The organism is Kribbella sp. NPDC051620 (assembly GCF_044453825.1).
In the GTDB taxonomy this organism is placed as follows: Bacteria; Actinomycetota; Actinomycetes; order Propionibacteriales; family Kribbellaceae; genus Kribbella.
Genome location: NZ_JBITDB010000008.1, coordinates 169,503 through 186,603, shown reverse-complemented (window position 1 = coordinate 186,603; position 17,101 = coordinate 169,503). Strand labels below are relative to the sequence as shown.

At 68.1% G+C, this 17,101-nt stretch carries 19 protein-coding genes; 5 read left to right on the top strand and 14 right to left on the bottom strand.

Annotated elements, in window-relative coordinates:
- Positions 1-1,416, bottom strand: a complete 1,416-nt coding sequence (locus ACIA12_RS35885; protein ID WP_396371799.1) for a cytochrome ubiquinol oxidase subunit I — start codon at positions 1,414-1,416, stop codon at positions 1-3.
- An 81-nt stretch (positions 1,417-1,497) separates the two neighbouring features.
- Here ACIA12_RS35885 and ACIA12_RS35880 point away from each other — a divergent pair, with 81 nt between their 5' ends.
- Entirely contained in the window at positions 1,498-1,884 is a 387-nt protein-coding gene (locus ACIA12_RS35880) for a BlaI/MecI/CopY family transcriptional regulator (protein ID WP_396371798.1), read from the top strand.
- Positions 1,881-2,786 (top strand): M56 family metallopeptidase, encoded by a 906-nt coding sequence (locus ACIA12_RS35875; RefSeq protein WP_396371797.1) that lies wholly within the window; start codon positions 1,881-1,883, stop codon positions 2,784-2,786. Before ACIA12_RS35880 ends, ACIA12_RS35875 begins: the two co-directional genes overlap by 4 nt.
- Here ACIA12_RS35875 and ACIA12_RS35870 read toward each other — a convergent pair.
- The 5 genes from ACIA12_RS35870 to ACIA12_RS35850 all read right to left on the bottom strand — a co-directional run bounded on the left by ACIA12_RS35870 (position 2,779) and on the right by ACIA12_RS35850 (position 6,492).
- Positions 2,779-3,321: a dihydrofolate reductase family protein gene (locus tag ACIA12_RS35870; RefSeq protein ID WP_396371796.1), complete on the bottom strand. Its 543-nt coding sequence runs from the start codon at positions 3,319-3,321 to the stop codon at positions 2,779-2,781. The genes ACIA12_RS35875 and ACIA12_RS35870 overlap by 8 nt on opposite strands.
- Before the next feature lie 165 nt (positions 3,322-3,486).
- Positions 3,487-4,599 (bottom strand): threonine aldolase family protein, encoded by a 1,113-nt coding sequence (locus tag ACIA12_RS35865; RefSeq protein ID WP_396371794.1) that lies wholly within the window; start codon positions 4,597-4,599, stop codon positions 3,487-3,489.
- Positions 4,600-4,622: 23 nt separating this feature from the next.
- A complete protein-coding gene (locus ACIA12_RS35860) occupies positions 4,623-5,336 on the bottom strand; it encodes an anti-sigma factor family protein (RefSeq protein WP_396371792.1) in 714 nt (237 codons plus the stop codon).
- Positions 5,333-5,866 (bottom strand): sigma-70 family RNA polymerase sigma factor, encoded by a 534-nt coding sequence (locus tag ACIA12_RS35855; RefSeq protein WP_396371790.1) that lies wholly within the window; start codon positions 5,864-5,866, stop codon positions 5,333-5,335. The genes ACIA12_RS35860 and ACIA12_RS35855 overlap by 4 nt, the downstream gene beginning before the upstream one ends.
- Positions 5,867-5,982: 116 nt before the next feature.
- Positions 5,983-6,492, bottom strand: a complete 510-nt coding sequence (locus ACIA12_RS35850; RefSeq protein ID WP_396371788.1) for a hypothetical protein — start codon at positions 6,490-6,492, stop codon at positions 5,983-5,985.
- A gap of 96 nt (positions 6,493-6,588) precedes the next feature.
- Between ACIA12_RS35850 and ACIA12_RS35845 the strand changes: the two genes are divergently transcribed.
- Positions 6,589-6,918, top strand: coding sequence for a nuclear transport factor 2 family protein (locus ACIA12_RS35845; protein ID WP_396371787.1), 330 nt, complete (start codon positions 6,589-6,591; stop codon positions 6,916-6,918).
- Here ACIA12_RS35845 and ACIA12_RS35840 read toward each other — a convergent pair.
- From ACIA12_RS35840 to ACIA12_RS35830, 3 genes are all read right to left on the bottom strand, one after another.
- Positions 6,908-7,891 (bottom strand): zinc-dependent alcohol dehydrogenase family protein, encoded by a 984-nt coding sequence (locus ACIA12_RS35840; protein ID WP_396371785.1) that lies wholly within the window; start codon positions 7,889-7,891, stop codon positions 6,908-6,910. The two genes, ACIA12_RS35845 and ACIA12_RS35840, sit on opposite strands and share 11 nt — an antisense overlap.
- A gap of 23 nt (positions 7,892-7,914) precedes the next feature.
- Positions 7,915-8,934, bottom strand: a complete 1,020-nt coding sequence (locus ACIA12_RS35835; RefSeq protein ID WP_396371784.1) for an alcohol dehydrogenase catalytic domain-containing protein — start codon at positions 8,932-8,934, stop codon at positions 7,915-7,917.
- A gap of 74 nt (positions 8,935-9,008) precedes the next feature.
- Positions 9,009-9,584, bottom strand: coding sequence for a TetR family transcriptional regulator C-terminal domain-containing protein (locus ACIA12_RS35830; RefSeq protein WP_396371782.1), 576 nt, complete (start codon positions 9,582-9,584; stop codon positions 9,009-9,011).
- A gap of 51 nt (positions 9,585-9,635) precedes the next feature.
- Here ACIA12_RS35830 and ACIA12_RS35825 point away from each other — a divergent pair, with 51 nt between their 5' ends.
- Entirely contained in the window at positions 9,636-10,472 is an 837-nt protein-coding gene (locus ACIA12_RS35825) for a tetratricopeptide repeat protein (RefSeq protein ID WP_396371780.1), read from the top strand.
- On the opposite strand, the gene smc is transcribed toward ACIA12_RS35825, so the two are convergent.
- Positions 10,469-14,032 (bottom strand): chromosome segregation protein SMC, encoded by a 3,564-nt coding sequence (smc, locus tag ACIA12_RS35820; protein WP_396371779.1) that lies wholly within the window; start codon positions 14,030-14,032, stop codon positions 10,469-10,471. The genes ACIA12_RS35825 and smc overlap by 4 nt on opposite strands.
- A 212-nt stretch (positions 14,033-14,244) precedes the next feature.
- On the opposite strand from smc, the gene ACIA12_RS35815 reads away from it, so the two are divergent.
- Positions 14,245-14,433, top strand: a complete 189-nt coding sequence (locus ACIA12_RS35815) for a hypothetical protein (protein WP_396371778.1) — start codon at positions 14,245-14,247, stop codon at positions 14,431-14,433.
- 152 nt (positions 14,434-14,585) lie between these two features.
- Here the strand turns inward: ACIA12_RS35815 and mutM are convergent, their stop codons facing one another.
- The 4 genes from mutM to ACIA12_RS35795 form a co-directional block, all read right to left on the bottom strand.
- Positions 14,586-15,440, bottom strand: a complete 855-nt coding sequence (mutM, locus tag ACIA12_RS35810) for a bifunctional DNA-formamidopyrimidine glycosylase/DNA-(apurinic or apyrimidinic site) lyase (protein WP_396371777.1) — start codon at positions 15,438-15,440, stop codon at positions 14,586-14,588.
- A gap of 6 nt (positions 15,441-15,446) precedes the next feature.
- Positions 15,447-16,193 (bottom strand): ribonuclease III, encoded by a 747-nt coding sequence (gene rnc / locus ACIA12_RS35805; RefSeq protein WP_396371776.1) that lies wholly within the window; start codon positions 16,191-16,193, stop codon positions 15,447-15,449.
- A gap of 13 nt (positions 16,194-16,206) precedes the next feature.
- Positions 16,207-16,398 carry a 50S ribosomal protein L32 gene (gene rpmF / locus ACIA12_RS35800; protein ID WP_270137530.1) on the bottom strand — a complete coding sequence of 64 codons (192 nt, stop codon included), beginning with the start codon at positions 16,396-16,398 and terminating at the stop codon, positions 16,207-16,209.
- Between the two features lie 84 nt (positions 16,399-16,482).
- A complete protein-coding gene (locus ACIA12_RS35795) occupies positions 16,483-16,995 on the bottom strand; it encodes a YceD family protein (protein WP_396371774.1) in 513 nt (170 codons plus the stop codon).
- Positions 16,996-17,101 lie beyond the last annotated feature (106 nt).

Sequence of the window (17,101 nt, the reverse complement as noted above, 5' to 3'; positions counted from 1 at the left end):
CTAGTACGCGAAGGAGAGCGGTTTGGCGGCATCGTCCGGCGCATCGCCGGTAGGATCACCCGGCAACGGCGACGTGCCGGCCAGACCGGCCCGGATCGACTTGAGCATCAGCTTGACCTCGACCACAGCCAGTACGCCGTACAGCGCAGTGAACCCGATCAGCGAGATCAGCACCTCCGACATCGTGGTCCCCGGGGACACCCCGGCCGACGTCGGCAGCAACCCGAACACCAGCCACGGTTGCCGTCCCGTCTCGGTGAACACCCACCCGAAGACGTTCGCCAGCAGAGGCAGCAGCGGCAACGGCACGGCCAGCCACAGCAGCAGCCGATGCGGCGCCCGCCCCTTCCTAGTTGCCCAGAGCAACAAGACCGCGAGCCCGGCGGCGGTCATCCCGACCCCGATCATCAGCCGGAAGGTCCAGTACGTCAGCGGCACGTTCGGCTTGTACGAGCCCGGCCCGTAGAGCTTCTCGTAGGACTCCTGCAGGTTGTTGATGCCCTTGACCTCGCCGTCGAAGTGCCCGGTCGCGAGGAAGGAGAGCAGGTACGGAACCTTGACCGAGTAAATTTCGCGAGACCCATCCAAAGTTCCCACGGTAAAGATCGAGAACGAGGCAGGTTTTTCCGACTCGTACAACGCCTCCGCCGCGGCCATCTTCATCGGCTGCACCTCGGTCATCACCTTGCCCTGCTGGTCACCACTCAAGGCGACCCCCGCGCCGGCCACGATCAGCATCACCGCGCCGAGCCGCAGCGCGGTCCGGAAGGCACCGGTGTCGACACCCGGCCGGCGGATCAGATGCCACAGCGCCACCGCCGCGACGAACGCGCCGCCCACCATGAAGGCCGCGAAGATCGTGTGCGGATAGGTGACCAGGACGACCTTGTTGGTCAGCACCGCCCCGATGTCGGTCAGCTCGGCCCGGCCGCGCTCGGCGTTGTACCGGAAGCCGACCGGGTTCTGCATCCACGAGTTGGCGGCCAGGATGAAGTACGCCGACAGCTGGGTGCCGAGCACCACCATCCAGATGCAGGCCAGGTGCACCTTCTTCGGCAGCCGGTCCCAGCCGAAGATCCACAACCCGATGAAGGTCGACTCGAGGAAGAACGCGAGCAGCCCCTCGAGCGCGAGCGGCGCCCCGAAGACGTCGCCGACGAACCGCGAGTAGTCGCTCCAGTTCATCCCGAACTGGAACTCCTGGACCAGTCCGGTGACGACCCCCATCGCGATGTTGATCAGGAACAACTTGCCGTAGAACTTGGTCAGCCGCAGGTACTTGTCCTTGCCGGTCCGGTACCACGCGGTCTGCAGGCCGGCCGTGACGGCGACCAGCGACAGCGTCACCGGGACGAAGAAGAAGTGGTAGACGGTGGTGATCGCGAACTGCCAGCGAGCCAGGTCGAGCGTGTCCATCGGAGCCCTCCCGGGCGATCTACGACGTTACGTAGTAGATCCTAGCGCAGATCTACTACAACGCGTAGTTATACTGGCCACATGACCGCCGACGAGAAGGCTCCCCGCCGCCTTGGAGACCTCGAGCGGCTGGTGATGGAGCAACTCTGGGCCACCGACGGCGCACTCACCGTGCGCGAGGTCCACGAACGGCTGTCCGGCACCCGTGAGCTCGCCTACACCACGGTGATGACCGTGCTGGACCGGCTGGCGAAGAAGCAGCTGACCGAGCGCGAGCGCGATGGCAAGGCCTGGCGCTACAAGGCGGCCGCACCCCGGGAGGAGCTGGCCGCCGACCTCATGCGGGACGCACTCGACCGAGCCGGCGACAGGCGCGAGGCGCTGGTCCGGTTCGTCGGACAGGTCAGCGACGAGGAAGCAGCGCTGCTCCGCGACGCGCTGGCCCGACTGGAGGAGCGGGAGGGGTGATCACCCCGTTCCTGCTCGCTGCGCTGGCTCTGGTGCTGACCGGGCCGGTGCCGGCGTTCATGGCTCGCGCCAGTTGGCCGTACCGGATCCCCCGGGCTGCAGTCGCCCTCTGGCAGGCGATCGCGCTGGCCGCCGTACTGGCTGCCTTCGGGGCTGGGATCGCGCTGTCGTACTCGACCGCCGGAGAGCCTGGCGAGCCGCGGTTCGACCCGTCCTCGCCCAGAGACCTGGCAGCGGCACTAGTACTCGCCCTGACGGCCCTGGTCGGCATCCGGCTGCTCTGGGCGGTCGGACGCGTCGCCGTCGGGACCAGAGCGCGGAGGAAGCGTCACCGCGAACTGGTCGACGTGCTGGCGACACCCGACGGGCTAATCCCGGGCCTGCGTGTCCTGGCCGAGGAGACTCCGCTGGCCTACTGCCTACCGGCCCTACGCGGCGCGCGGGTGATCGTGTCGGTGGGTGCTCTCGACAGGCTCAACGACGGCGAGCTTCGGGCGGTACTAGCCCACGAGCAAGCGCACCTGCGGGCGCGACACGACCTGGTGCTCGAGGCCTTCACAGCACTCCATATGGCCTTCCCCCGTTTCGTTCGGAGCGACGTCGCACTCGACCAGGCACGCACCCTGGTCGAATTGCTCGCAGACGACGACGCCCGCCGCCGCAACGGCCCCCTGCCGCTAGCGCGAGCGCTGGTCGCGCTAGCGGGCTCCCCAGCACCAGAGGCCGGCCTGGCCGCTGCCAAGTCCTCCACCGTGCTCAGGGTCCAGCGACTGGCCGACCCGGCGCCCAACGCGACCCTGCTCTCGGTCGCCGCCTACACCGCGGCCGCACTCCTCCTGGTCGTCCCCACCCTCACCGTCGCGGCACCGATCGTGAAGGCTGTCGTCCACGCGGTCAGCTAGCTGCATACCGAAGCAAGACCCCGTTGGTCGCCCAGGGCCCAGCCTCGATCAGCTCCAGCGAGAACTGGCCACTGGGGAACACACTCTTGCCGCTGCCCACCACAACCGGGCAGACGCGCAACTGCACCTCGTCGACGAGTCCAGCCGTCAGCAAGCTGTGGAAGAGCGAGATGCTCCCCCACAACACGATGTCCTTGCCCTCCTCCGCCTTCAATGCAGTCACCGCGGCCACTGCGTCAACAACGACCTCACCCGGCTCCCAGTCACCCCACGGCGCCGCGCCGAGGGTCGACGAAGCGACCACCTTGCGCAGCTCGTTCAGCCGCGGCGCAAGCCGATCCGTTGCCGTCGGCCAGTAATCGACGAACAGCCGGTAGGTCGTCGCACCGAGCAGCATGGTGTCGACGCTCTCGAGCAGCGCGAGGTTGTCGTCGTCACTCTGATCGGTGACGGTGGTGAAGAAGTCGAGCGAGTCGCCCGGCCCGGCGGCGTACCCGTCGAGCGTGACGAATTCCTGGAAGATGAGTCGTCTCATCAGGCCAATCTAGAGGCCTATCTTCTTGCCCTCACCTCGTGCAACCGCCAGCAGGACGAGACCTGACAGGACGAGCAGGATGACCATGGTGAACACGAACGTCAGCACTTGCTACTTCTCCCCATTGCGTTGCGATCCCCGAACCCTCACAACAGGTGGACGTCCCTACCCGCCGAGAAGTTCCCCGAAACCTTTACTGACTTCATCAATTCGCCACTGCAGAGTCCCCGGCATCACGACCAGCTCAACCCAAGACCAGCCCGGTACGTCCGCCGCCTGCCAGGTATAGGAGAGCGACTCACGAGTCGCCTCCATCCGCAGTACGGCGGCAAGCTCCATCTCTTGAGCCGGTCGCGGCGCATAGACCCGGAACGAGTTCGTGTGCGGCGGCTCCGGGAACACCCGGAAACCCGTTCCCTGCAAGGCCTCCGCCAACTCGACCGCCCGCTGGTGAAGCTCACCCATCCGCGGCAGCACCGTCCGCAGACCCTCGCGCGCGGACACGGCGTACGGGAAGAGCGTGTAGACGTTCCCACCGAGCCGGCGCTGCCAGCGGCGTACCTCTGCGATCACGTCCTCGGGCCCGGCGAGCGCTGCTCCACTCAAGCCACCCAGTCCCTTGTAGAAGGAGACATAGACAGAAGTAGCGAGTGCAGCGACCTCTGCCAGGCTGTGCTCCAAGTACGGCGTGCTCTCCCACAGGCGAGCGCCGTCCAAGTGCAGTGGAACGCCACGCTCCTCGCAAGCCGCGGCAAACACCACCAGCTCGTCCCAGGTCGGCAGTACGAACCCGCCGTCGCGCAGCGGCAGCTCCACCGTCACCGCAGCCAGCTTCCCCGGGATGGCCGACAGCTCGTCCGGCCGAGGCTGCCGAGGCTCAGATGTCATCCGCTCCAGCCGGAGGTGGTGCACCTCCTCCAGCGCGTTCAACTCATGCACCAGCAGATGAGACAACCCGTGTACTGCGATACGCCCAGTCCCTGCCCGATCCGCGAACACCCGGAGCGCGCTCTGCTGGGCGAGGATCCCACTGGGCAGGAAGACCGCAGCAGGCTTGCCGAGCAGCTCGGCGACCTCCTGCTCCAGCAACTCGACCTCACCGCCGGTGCCGTACCCGTCCCGCTCATCCGAGGTTGCCGCGTCCGCGAGCGCCCGGAGCGCATCGGCCGGGGCAGCCCGCTGCCCGGACAGCCAACGGGTGCAGTCAGCGGCCGCTGCCTTGCGCCGCGCTCGGAGGTCCTCGGATGCATCGGTGGTCGCGTAGTTCACGCTATCCATCCTCCCGGACGAGGCAACCGAATTCAGACCGGTGTGGTGGCTACGTGCTCGCCCTCGACGGTCTTGATCTCCACCGACTTCACCTGGTCGATCGGCACCAGCACACCTCCGCCGAAGCGGCTGCCTTCCTTGGCTGCCTTCTCCGAGACGACCCAACTGCCGGCCACGTAGACCTTGCCCGTCTTGTCGGTGACGAGCATCTCGCACTTGTCACCGGCCTTCAGGTTCGTCAGGTTGACGTTGATCCAGCTCCAGCCGGCCCGCGGCTCGACAGTGGTCGCCATCTTCACCTTGGTGGCCGCGTCGGTCACCGTGACCTGCTTGGTGCCCACAGGCGTAGTACCGGCCTCATCGGTGTCCGCCGTCTGGCGGCCGATCAGTACGCCGCCACCAAGCGCTCCGGCCACCACTACGACCGCAGCGGCGACCAGTAGCCACGGACCCCGCTTGCGCGAGCCACCAGCGGCATGCTCGGCAACATGGTGTCCAACAGGCTCAGCCTCAGCGCGCACCTGCCGCAGCGTGCGCTGCAGCAGCAGGTCACCGTCGTCCGGCGGGCCGTCCAGGAACGCCTCAGGCGGCACCTCGCCGAGGAACTCCTTCATCTCCTCGAACTCGGCCAGCTCCTCGCGCGCCTCGGCGCAGCCGGCCAGGTGCTCGTCGACCTCGCGGACCTCGTCCGGCTCCAGCCCGCCCAGGACGTAGGCGCCGAGCTGCGAGTGATCGTGCTCGCTCATCGGGCCACCTCCGCTTCCGGTCCTGCCATCACCGCGCGCAGTGCTCGGAGGGCGTAATACGATCTCGATTTCACGGTACCGGGCGGCACGCCCAGTTCCTTCGCGGCCTCCGTCACGGAGCGGCCGCGGTAGTACAGCTGGACCAGTACTTCGCGATGCTCGGGCGACACCTGGTCGAGGGCGTCCATCACCACCATGGTGTTCACCACCGACTCGGAGTGATCACCCTCCACCGGCGGCCGGTCCTCAACCTCTGCCACCTCGGCAGGCCGCACGGCCCGCGCCCTGGCCCGGTCGGTGACCAGGTTGCGCGCCACCGTCAGCAGCCAGCCCCGCACCGACCCCTTGCCGTCCAGCAGGTCGTCGGCATGCTTCCACGCCCGGACCAGAGTCTCCTGTACGACGTCCTCCGCGGCTGCCCGATCACCGGTCAGCCGAGTCGCGTAGGCCAGCAGGCTGCGGCCGTGTTCGGCGTACAGCGTGCGGATCAACGCCTCGGCCGTCTCCGGACGGCGGTCCGTGTCAGCCACCGCTGTCCTCCCGGCCTCGATCGACGTGGTCGATCGTACGATAGGGGATCGCGCAGCAGGACCCCAGACGGGGCCCTGTACTACGCAGCAGTCGGCGGTGGTCATCGCGGTAGAGGTCAGTAGCCGTCGCCGGAGCCGGACGAGGCCTGGGTGGTGATCTTCTTGCCGTCCGGGCCGACGACCCACCAGATGCCGCCGACGGCCTGACCCTTGGCTTCGCCGGCCTTGGAGTCCTTGGCGAACTGGTACAGCGGCAGCCCGGCCAGCGTCACCTGCTTGCTGCCGTCGCTGCGTGCGACCGTACCGACGAGGGATGCGTCCACCCCATCTACCTGCGGCGTACCGGATCCGGCCAGCACTGGCGGCCACATCGCCGCGCAGTCGCCGTCGCAGTTCGACTTCGACGGGTCGGCGGTGTCCTTGTCGAACACGTACAGCGTCCGGCCGCTGCCGTCGACGACAACCTTGCCGAAGTCGCCGACGTCCGCTGTCGCCAGCTTGGCCGGTGCACCCGCGCTGATCGTGTTGTTGGGGACCGCCGCGGGCTTGTCGTCGCCACCACCGCACGCGGTGAGGGCGGACAGGCCGAGGACTGCCGTTCCGATGACGATGGCAAAGCGCTTCATGGTCCTGCTCCCTTGGATTGTCTGTCTGTTCGACACCATCCACACGGACGGTCGGGCGAACCGGTTCAAGGGAGAACCCCTGGTTATCTTTACGTTATGACCACTCAGGAGAATCTGCCGGCCGCTGTCCGGCGAGTACTGGCCGCCGTCGACGCCCTCGACGCCGACGCATTCGTCGCGGCGTTCGCACCGGACGGCTTCGTCGACGACTGGGGCCGGCAGTTCCGCGGCCCGGAGCGGATCCGGTCCTGGAGCGACGGCGAGTTCATCGGCAAGAACGTCACCTTCACCGGCACGCAGGTGTCGACGCCCGGAAACCCGGTCACCGTCGCCACCCAGGTGGGTGGCGACGGCTTCAACGGGCCCTCACACTTCACTTTCGACGTACGCGACGATCAGATCGCGTCGATGACGATCACGGCCTGAAGACGATCTTCCCGGTACGACCGGGCTGCCGGTGGTGGTCGAGCGCCTTGCGGTACTCGGCCACCGGGTAGGTCGCCTCGACCTCCGCGCTGAGCACGCCCTGGGCAACCAGTTCGGCCAGTTCCCCGTAGGTCGAGGCGATCTCCTCCGCCGTGGAGTTCTGCAGCCAGTTGACGATCCAGATCCCCCGCAGCTTCAGCTGCCGGTAGATCGAGTCGCCCAGCCCGACCGGCACCGGCTGGCCGGTGACGGACGAGTAGCTGACCACGGTGCCCTCGAACTCCAGGGCCGATGCCAGCGCGCCAGTCGTCGCGTCGCCGGCCCCGTCGAGCACCAGGTTGAGCTCCTGTCCACCGAGCTCCGCCTTGATCCGCTCGGCCAGGTCGTTGCCATCGACAACCACCAGGCCGGCGCCCTGACGGCGGAGCCGATCCGCCGCCGCTTCATTGCGCACCACGCTGAGCACCTTCAACCCGGCCCGCTTCGCCAGGCCGAGCACGTACTGTGCGACGGTCGAGCTGCCCAGGTTCTGGCCGATCCAGTCCCCCGGCTGCAGATCGACGTACTGGGTGAGCATGAGGTGCGCAGTCAACGGATTGGTGGAGACCATCGCGAGTTGCGCGGGATCACCCTCGTCCGTGACCGGTACTACGTTGCTCGCGGCCACCACCACCTCGTCGGCCCACGTGCCCTGCTGGTAGTTCGGCAGGATGACCACCCGGCGGCCGACCAGCGCCTGGTCGACCGACGCCCCCGCGGCGGTCACCCGGCCGACCCCCTCGGTACCGAGCGCGAACGGCGGCTTGGCCTGGAAGCCATAGATGCCGGCGGCAATCATCAGGTCGACCGGGTTGATCACCGCGGCCTCGATCGCGACCAGCACCTGGTCGCTGCCGACGGTCAGATCGGGATCAGTGACCAGGGTGATGTCTTTGTCGATGTCACCGATTGCCTTGAGAATCAGCTGGCTCATATCTGTAAACCCCTCTTGGATTGTCAGTTCTTGATGCTGAGGACCATCCGGAAGCGCGCCGCGCCGGACAGCATCCGGGCGTACGCGTCGGCCGCGTCCTCCAGTCCGACCGGCTCGACCATCGGCCGGACGTCGTGGGCGAGGCTGAACGCGAGGTTCTCCTCGTTCTCGATCGGGGTGCCGGTCAGCGACCCCGTGATGGTCTTGCCGCCGAACAGCAACTGCACGGTGGGGACCTCGATCGGGTCCATCGCCGCGCCGACGACCATCAGCGTGCCGCCGCGGGCGAGCCCGTCGACCAGCGGCGTCATCGAGGCGCCGCTGGACGCGGTCGGGATGATCACCTTGGCGCCGCCGAGCGCCTGCAGCGCGGCGGCCTGGTCGACGGCCGAGCTGTCGATGTACTCGGTCGCGCCGAGCTTCAGGGCCAGCTCGCGCTTGTCCTCACCGCGAGCGATGGCGACGACGCGGAGTCCGAGCTTGGCGGCGTACTGGATGGCCAGGTGGCCGAGTCCGCCGATCCCCTGGATGGCGACCAGGTCGCCGGGCCAGAGGTTCGACTTGCGGAGCGCGTTGTAGACGGTGATACCGGCGCACAGCAGCGGTGCGGCCTCGACCGCGTCGAACTCCTCCGGTACGGCGACCAGCCCGCTGGCCCTGGTCGTCACGTACTCCGCATAGCCGCCGTCGGTCGAGTCGCCGAGGATCTGCTGGTCGGTGCAGTAGCCGAACTCGCCACGCCTGCAGGACTCGCAGACGCCGCAGTGGCCGCCGAAGTACCCGACGCCGACCCGCTGGCCGACGGTCCAGGTGGTGACACCGGCGCCGAGCGCCTCGACCCGGCCGACCACCTCGTGGCCCGGGACGATCGGGGTGCCGACCGGGTGGTGCTGGAACATGTTCTCGACCCCGCCGACGTCGCTGTGGCAGATGCCGCAGGCCTCGACGGCGATCCGGACCTGGCCCGGTCCCGGGTCGGTGAGTTCACGCTCGGCCAGGCTGAAGACGCCCTCGGTGGCGTGCACCGCGCGATAGGTGGTCATCCCATTGCTCCTAAGACGGTCGGTCATCTTGAAGTGGTCAAAAAGGAACCCCTCGGCGTCCGAGGGGTTCTGGGTCAGCCCTTGAACAGGCTGGCGAAGGTGATGCTGAAGAAGCTCTCGAAGGGCTCGGTTGACTTGTACGCGCGGGCCTGGATCAGAGTGCCCTCCCAGGCGCTGAGCAGGTAGCGCGCGGTCTGGTCGGCATTCAGGTCCTTGCGGATACCGCCGGCCTCCTGCCCCTCGGTGATCGCACCGGCGAGCAGACCGCTCCACATCTCCAGTCCGGTCCGTACGCCGATCCGGATCGGCTCACTGTGATCGACGATCTCGGTCCCGAAGTTGCCCAGCAGGCACCCCCGGGTGATTCCGAAACTGATCACTTCATCCCGCAGGAACTCGAAGTGCTTGCGGATCCGGGCCACCGGCTCGACCGACTTGTCGGCCAGATCCCCCAGTCGCCGGCCGTCGCCATAACGCTCCAGCGCCACGATCGCGAGCGCTTCCTTGCTCTCGAAGTGGTTGTAGAACGATCCCTTCGGTACTCCCGCCCGATCGGTGATGTCCTTCACCGCCGCCGCGTTGAACCCTCGCTCGTGGAACTGGGCCAGCGCCGCCTCGACGATCTCTTCCCGCATACTCCGCCGTGCCATGGACTCAATATGACCGACCGTCTTGGAATTGTCAAGGTAAGGTCCCCGACCATGACTTATGGGTGGGGACCCGGCGAGGGTGACGAGGGGGCCGGCCAGTGGTGGTCGGACCAGGGCGTCAACCTCCTGATGGGCATCGGCCGGTACGACAAGGCCAAGGCGGCGATCTCCGAAGTACTGGCCAAGGACCACACCGACGTCCGGGCGCTGTGCGTGCTGATGCGCTGCCAGTACGCCCTGGACGAGCCGTCGCTGGAAACGTCGATCGAGATCACCCGGCTCGACCCGCTGCACGGCTGCGCCTGGATCCATCGCGCGCTCGTCTACGAGGACCTCGAGCAATGGGCCGATGCCGAGCAGAACGCCCGCGAGGCGGTCCGGCTCGACCCACAGCGCGTCGACGCGGTGACCACGCTGGCGGCGGTACTCGCGGCCCAGCCGGATCGGAGTCCGGAGGGGCTGGAGATCGCGCGGGAGGCCGTCCGGCTGGAGCCCGAGAGCGTGAAGGCGCAGTCGATCCTCTGCCACGCAGCGATGGCAGCCGGCAAGTACAAGGAAGCCCAGAAGTCGATCCGCATCGTCCTCGCCCTGGATCCCGAGAACGGCTGGGCAATGCAACGCCTGGCCGCGATCCACGCGTTACGCGGCCACTACGCCGAGGCCCGCCGCCTGCTCAAGGCCAGCCTGGCCACCGACCCAACCGACGAGGATCTACGCCAAGCCTACGAATCCTATGAGGAAATGATGTACGGCACTCCCCTGCGCGAGGCCCGGACGAAGATGACCGAACAGTCCTGGTTCGGCCCGCTGTCCTACCCAGAAGCCCGCAAGGCCCTCAGAGCCGACCTGACGAGAACCGTGGCGAAGCTTCGCGGGCTGTTCGGTTAGGCGGGCTCGGGTTCGCGGATTCGCTGGCTGATGACCGCGGAGACGCCGTCACCTCGCATCGTGACGCCGTAGAGGGCGTCGGCCACCTCCATCGTGCGCTTCTGGTGGGTGATGACCAGCAGCTGGCTGTTCTCGCGGAGCTCTTCGTAGATCTCCAGGAGCCGGCCGAGGTTGGTGTCGTCGAGGGCTGCCTCGACCTCGTCGAGGATGTAGAACGGCGACGGCCTGGCCTTGAACAGGGCCACCAGGAAGGCGACCGCCACCAGCGAGCGCTCACCACCGGACAGCAGTGAGAGGCGCTTGACCTTCTTGCCGGGCGGGCGGGCCTCGACGTCGATGCCGGTGTTCAGCATGTCGTCGGGGTCGGTCAGGACCAACCGGCCCTCACCGCCGGGGAACAACCGGCTGAAGACGTGTTCGAAGGCGACCTCGACGTCGCGGTAGGCCTCGGTGAAGACCTGCTCGACCCGGTCGTCGACCTCCTTGACGATGTCCATCAGGTCGCGGCGGGACTTTTTCAGGTCCTCGAGCTGCTCGGCGAGGAAGCGGTGCCGCTCCTCCATCGCGTCGAACTCCTCCAGCGCGAGCGGGTTGATCCGCCCCAGCTGGCCGAGCGCGCGCTCCGCCGTCTTGAGCCGCTTCTGCACCTTGGCCCGGTCGAACGGCTCGCCCTCGAGCTCGAGGGTGTTCTCGTCCCCGTCCTTGACCAGCGGCGGTACCAGCTGGTCCGGCCCGTACTCCGCGACCAGCGCCTCGACCTCGGTGCCCAGCTCGCTCAGCGCTTTCTCGTACAGGGCTTCCAAGCGCATCTTCTGCTCGGCCCGGGCCAGCGCGTCGCGGTGGACGGTGTTGGTGAGCTGCTCCAGCTCGCTGCTCAGGTTGCGGGTCGCGGAGCGGGCCTGTGCCAGCGCCGTCTCCCGCTCGGCCCGCTGAGCCTGGATGGCCGACCGCTCGGTCGCCGCAAGCTTCAGTGAGTTCTCCAGGCGAGCCAGTACGTGACCAGCGGCCAAGTGGACCGCCTGCGCGGCCTGGGACTGCCGGGCCCGCCGGGTCGCCCTGGCGATCGCGCGAGCCCGGGCCTCCCGCTCCTGGCGAGCTGCGCGCTCCAGTGAGTCGGCCCGGCCGGACAGGGCCCGCGCACGCTCCTCAGTGGTCCGCAGTGCGAGCCGTGCTTCCATCTCTGCCGCACGGCCTGCCTTGGCCGCCTCGGCGAGCCGGTCGCGCTCGGTGGGGTCGGGCTCGTCGCCCTCGTCGTCGCCATACTGCTCGACGTCGCTGAGCCGCTTCTCCAGGTCGGCGAGGCCGGACAGGTTCTTGTCGCGCTCCTCCGCTGCCGCAGCGATTGCCTCAGCCATCCGCTGGGCCTCACCGCGGGAGGCCTTCGCCAGCGACCCGAACTGGGCCAACTGCTCGGCCACTGCCGCCATCGACGCGTCCGACTCGTGCAGACGAGCCAGGGCGATCTCGACGGTCTGCTTCTGGGCTTCCCGCTCGCGCTCCATGGCGGCCAACTCGAACCGCAGCCGCTCACTGCGAGCCGTCGCCTCGACCAGCTTCTCGCTGGCCTCGTCGACGGCCGACTGCACCTCGATCAGGCTCGGCGCGGCGTCAGACCCGCCGTACGCGAAGTGCGCGCCCAGTACGTCGCCCGCGCGGGTGGCCGTGGTGACATCAGGCAGGTGCTGCACCAGCGAGCGCGCAGCCGGTACGTCCTCGACGACGGCCACCTTGCGGAGCAGTCGGCGGAGTGCCGGGCGCAGGGTCTCGGGGCAGTCGACCACGTCGACCGCGTACGTCGCGCCGTACGGCAGTGAGGGCCAACTGGGGTAGTCGTCGGCCGGAGCGTCTCCGAGGAGCAGGCCGGCTCGGCCGAGGTCGTGCTCCTTGAGGTGCCCGACAGCGTCCAGCGCGGCCTGCGTGTGGGTCACCGCGACGGCATCAGCCGCCTCCCCCAGCGCTGCGGCGATAGCGGTCTCGTAGCCGGCACGGACGCTCAGCAGGGCCGCCACGGAGCCCATCAGGCCGGTGACCTGCTCAGAGGCCGCCAGCAGGGCGCCGGCGCCGTCCTTGCGGTTGAGGCCCATCTCCAGGGCGTCCTTGCGGGCGGTCAGCCCGGCACGCTCCCGCTCGGCGTCGCGCTCCTCGGCGCGGAGCTTGGTGAGGCGCTCCTCCAGCTCGTCCAGGACGCTCTGGGCTGCCTCGTATTCCTCGTCCAGACCGCGCTCACCGGCGTCGAGCCCGGCGACCTGGGTCTCCAAAGCAGTGAAGTCGTGTTGCGCCTTGGCGGCTCGCGCCTCGGCTTCGCGCTGATTGGTGGCAAGTCGGCCGATCTCGGACTCCGCGGCGGCCGCGCGGCTCTTCAGCGCGTTCACCTGGCCGGTCAGCCGGGCCAGGCCCTCGCGGCGGTCCGCGGCGGCCCGGATCAGCGCCGCGATCCGGCGCTCCTCCTCGGCGTGCTGGGCCTCCAGCTGCTGCCGGCGCTCGATCGCCTGCTGGAGCAGCTCGGAATGCGCCTCGACCTCGGCCTCGATCTGCGCCTCGGTCTCGCGGACCCGGGCAGCCTCCAGCTCGAGCTCCTCGGGGTCGCGTCCGCTGCGGGACTCCTCGGCCTCGTCGTTGAGCGAGCGGATCCGGTCGGCCGCGATCCGGGCGGTGCCCTTGATCTTCTCGCCGAAGCCGGACAGCGAGTACCAGGTGTCCTGGGCGGCCTGCAGGGCCGGCGCGTCGGTGCGCAACGCGTCTTCGAGCTCGGCCTCCATCTCGCGGGCCTCGCGCAACGCCGCCTCGATCTGGGCGCGCTTCTCGGTCAGCGCCGCCTCGTCCTTCAGCTCGGCCTCGAGCGCGGACTGGGCCTGCACGATGTCGTCGGCGAGCAGCCGGGAGCGGCCGTCGCGAACCTCGGCCTGGATCGTCACCGCCCGGCGCGCCACCTCCGCCTGGCGCCCGAGCGGCTTCAGCTGGCGACGGATCTCGGCGATCAGGTCGCCGAGGCGGTGCACGTTGCCCTCGGTCGACTCCAGTTTGCGGAGCGCCTTCTCCTTGCGCTTGCGGTGCTTGAGCACACCGGCGGCCTCCTCGACGAAGCCGCGGCGGCCCTCCGGGGTGGCGCGCAGGATCGAGTCGAGCTGGCCCTGGCCGACGATGACGTGCATCTCGCGGCCGATACCGGAGTCGCTGAGCAGTTCCTGGACGTCCAGCAGCCGGCAGTTCTGGCCGTTGATCTGGTAGTCCGAGCCGCCGTTGCGGAACATCGTCCGCGAGATGGTGACCTCGGTGTAGTCGATCGGCAGCGCGCCGTCGGTGTTGTCGATGGTCAGCACGACCTCGGCGCGGCCCAGCGGGGCCCGGCCGGAGGTGCCGGCGAAGATGACGTCCTCCATCTTGCCGCCGCGCAGCGACTTGACGCCCTGCTCGCCCATCACCCAGGCGAGACCGTCGACGACGTTGGACTTGCCGGAACCGTTGGGCCCGACGATGCAGGTGATCCCCGGTTCGAAGTTCATCGTCGTGGCCGACGCGAACGACTTGAAGCCTCGGAGCGTCATGCTCTTGAGGTACAAAGCGATTGCTCCCAACCCGTGAAAGGACAGACGATACCGAAAGGAACCGTCATAACCGCAATCGCGCCACTTGACGCCGTGTGACGCTGCCGCTACCGGGGGAAGTAGTTCCACTCATCACTGTACCCAGAGCGGACGCGAAACCGGCGGAGGCCCGGACGGGGGCCGCCGCCGGGTGTGGTGCGGTCGGTAAGGGTGGTGCGGCTTCGGCTGTGTCAGACCGAAGCGGGCTCGCGCAGAGCCTCGTCTACCGTGAGCAGACGCCCGTCGTGTACGGCTGCGACCAAATGGTCGTTCTCAGCCTGCAGGCGCATCACGTGCGCCTCCAGATCGGCGACACGCCGGTTGAGCAGACGTACCTGCTCGAGCATGCGCGGGTCAGTGCCTCCAAGGTGCCCTAAAAGAGCCTTGGCCATTGTGCTGTCCTCCGGAAGGGTTCTGGCAGGTTTGGCGCCCCTGGGGTCCGCGGAGCGCAGAATTGTGTGCCGTCTTTCAGAGTGACACCGGGATCGGGTTGGGTCAACCTGGGCTACTGGAATTAACCATTTCCCGCTCACCACCGGGCGTGTCGCGGTACCGGCTGGCACTTCGGGCAGCGGAACGAGGAACGGTTCATGAACGGTTCGCGACGAATCGGGCGGCCGTCGCGGGGGCACGGCGAATCCTCTTGCCCGTAGACCGCGAGACCCCGCTCGAAGTAGCCGGATTCCCCGTTCACGTTGACATACAGGGCATCGAAGCTGGTCCCGCCGACGGCCAGCGCCTCTCCCATCACGGCCTTGGCATGACCGAGGATTTCCCTTGCCTGCAAGGGTTTCATCGTCTCGGTCGCCTTGGCGTAGTGCAGCTTGGCGCGCCACAAAGCCTCGTCCGCATAGATGTTTCCGATCCCGCTGACCAGCGTCTGGTCGAGCAACGCCCGCTTCAGACCGGTCTTCTTCCGGCGCAGCGAGCTGACGAAAAGCGCCTCGTCGAACAAAGGATCGAACGGGTCGCGGGCGATGTGCGCAATCTCCGCGGGCAGTTCGGCGCCGCCCTCGGAGTACGACAGACCACCGAACATCCGCTGGTCCAGAAAACGGACCTCTCCGCCGTCGTCGGCGAACCGGAAACGGATCCGCAGGTGCTTCTCGTCCGGCGCGCCGACCGGCTGCACCCGGAACTGCCCGCTCATCCCCAGATGCGCCAGGACGGCGTCCCCGGACTCCAGCGGGAGCCACAGGTACTTCCCGCGCCTGGCCGGGGCCGCGAACGTCTGCCCCTTGAGCAGCGCGACGAAATCGTCCGCCCCGGCGAGATGCCGCCGGACCGGCCGTGGATGCAGTACTTCGACGGCGTCGATCGTCCGCCCGGCGGTGAAATCCGCGAGTCCGCGGCGGACGACCTCTACCTCGGGAAGCTCGGGCACCTGGAGCTAGGGCTGGGTCGAGGGGTCGATGCTGTCGGGATGCGCCGCGCGCAGAGCCTTCCAGGCGGTCTCGGCAGCCTGCTGCTCGGCTTCCTTCTTGCTCCGGCCGATGCCGTGCCCGTAGGTGTCCGAACCGATCCGCACCCGCGCCTCGAAGGTCTTGGCGTGGTCGGGACCGGACTCGGCGATCACGTACTCCGGTACGCCGACGCCCAGCTGGGCCACCAGCTCTTGCAAGCTGGTCTTCCAGTCCAGGCCGGCGCCCAGCCGCGCCGACGACTCCATCAGCTCGTCGAACAGCGTGTGCACGACCCCGCCGGCCACCTCGAAACCACGATCGAGGTAGACCGCCCCGATCAGTGCCTCGACGCAGTCGGCCAGGATCGACGACTTGTCCCGGCCACCGGTGGCTTCCTCGCCACGGCCGAGCCGAAGGTACTTACCCAGCTTCAGCTCGCGGGCAACCCCCGCCAGCGCGCGCATGTTGACGACTGCCGCGCGCAGCTTGGCGAGCCGGCCCTCGGAGAGGTCCGGATGGTTGCGGAACAGCGACTCCGTGACGATGACGCCGAGCACGGAGTCCCCGAGGAACTCCAGCCGCTCATTGGTCGGCAACCCACCGTTCTCGTACGCGAACGAACGGTGGGTGAAGGCGTGCTCCAGTAAATTGTCAGCCAGCGACACGCCGAGCCGCTGGTTCAGCTCGGCGTAGAGCCCCCCGCTGGGGATTGACTCGGTGTTGGCAGAGTTCACTGGGTCTTGCCGTTTAGCTCTCGACGACCTGGCGACGCTCACCCTTGGCGCCGTACTGGCCGCAGGTGGGGCACACGGTGTGCTGCAGGTGCTTCGCGCGGCAGGCGGGGTTCACGCAGGTGACCAGCGAAGGCGCGGTGGCCTTCCACTGGGCCCGGCGGTTCCGGGTGTTGCTGCGCGACATCTTCCGCTTCGGAACGGCCACGGTTATGACTCCTCGGTTCGGCCGGGGGCTTGCGACCCGGCCGGCTGGCTGGTGACTTGGAAAAGCTTTCAGGAACTGCCGGTACTACTGTTTCTCATCCTGCGGGAGCAGGCCCTGCAGAGCGGTCCAGCGGGGGTCGACACCGTCCTCGTGCTTGTGGCCGGGCTCGTCGTCCAGTCGCACCCCACACTCGGGGCACAGACCAAGGCAGTCGTCCGAACACAAGGGCTGGAACGGCAGCGCGAGCACCACCTGGTCCCTCAACGCCGGCTCGAGGTCGATCAGATCGCCCTCCATCCGGCTGGCCTCGTCCGGCTCGGCGTCGCTCTCCGGGTAGACGTACAGCTCCTGGACGTCGGCGAGGAACTCGTCCTCGACATCGACCAGGCACCGCGCGCACTCCCCGACCAGCCGGCCACTGGCCGAACCGGACACGAGCACCCCTTCGACCACCGCTTCCAGTCGCAGATCGAACTGGATCGGGTCGCCTTCGGGAACGCCGATCACGTCGATTCCGAGGTCGGCCGGTGCCGGTGCCGTGAAGGAGACTTCGCGCTGGGACCCGGCGCGGCGTGACAGCTCGTGGGTATCGATCACGAGTGGGGACCGCGGGTCCAAGGCGCTCAGGACATCCCTTTCAGGCGTAGGCAGGCAGAATCTCGGTCTCAACAAGACCAGTGGACAACATTACCAAGTCTCCACC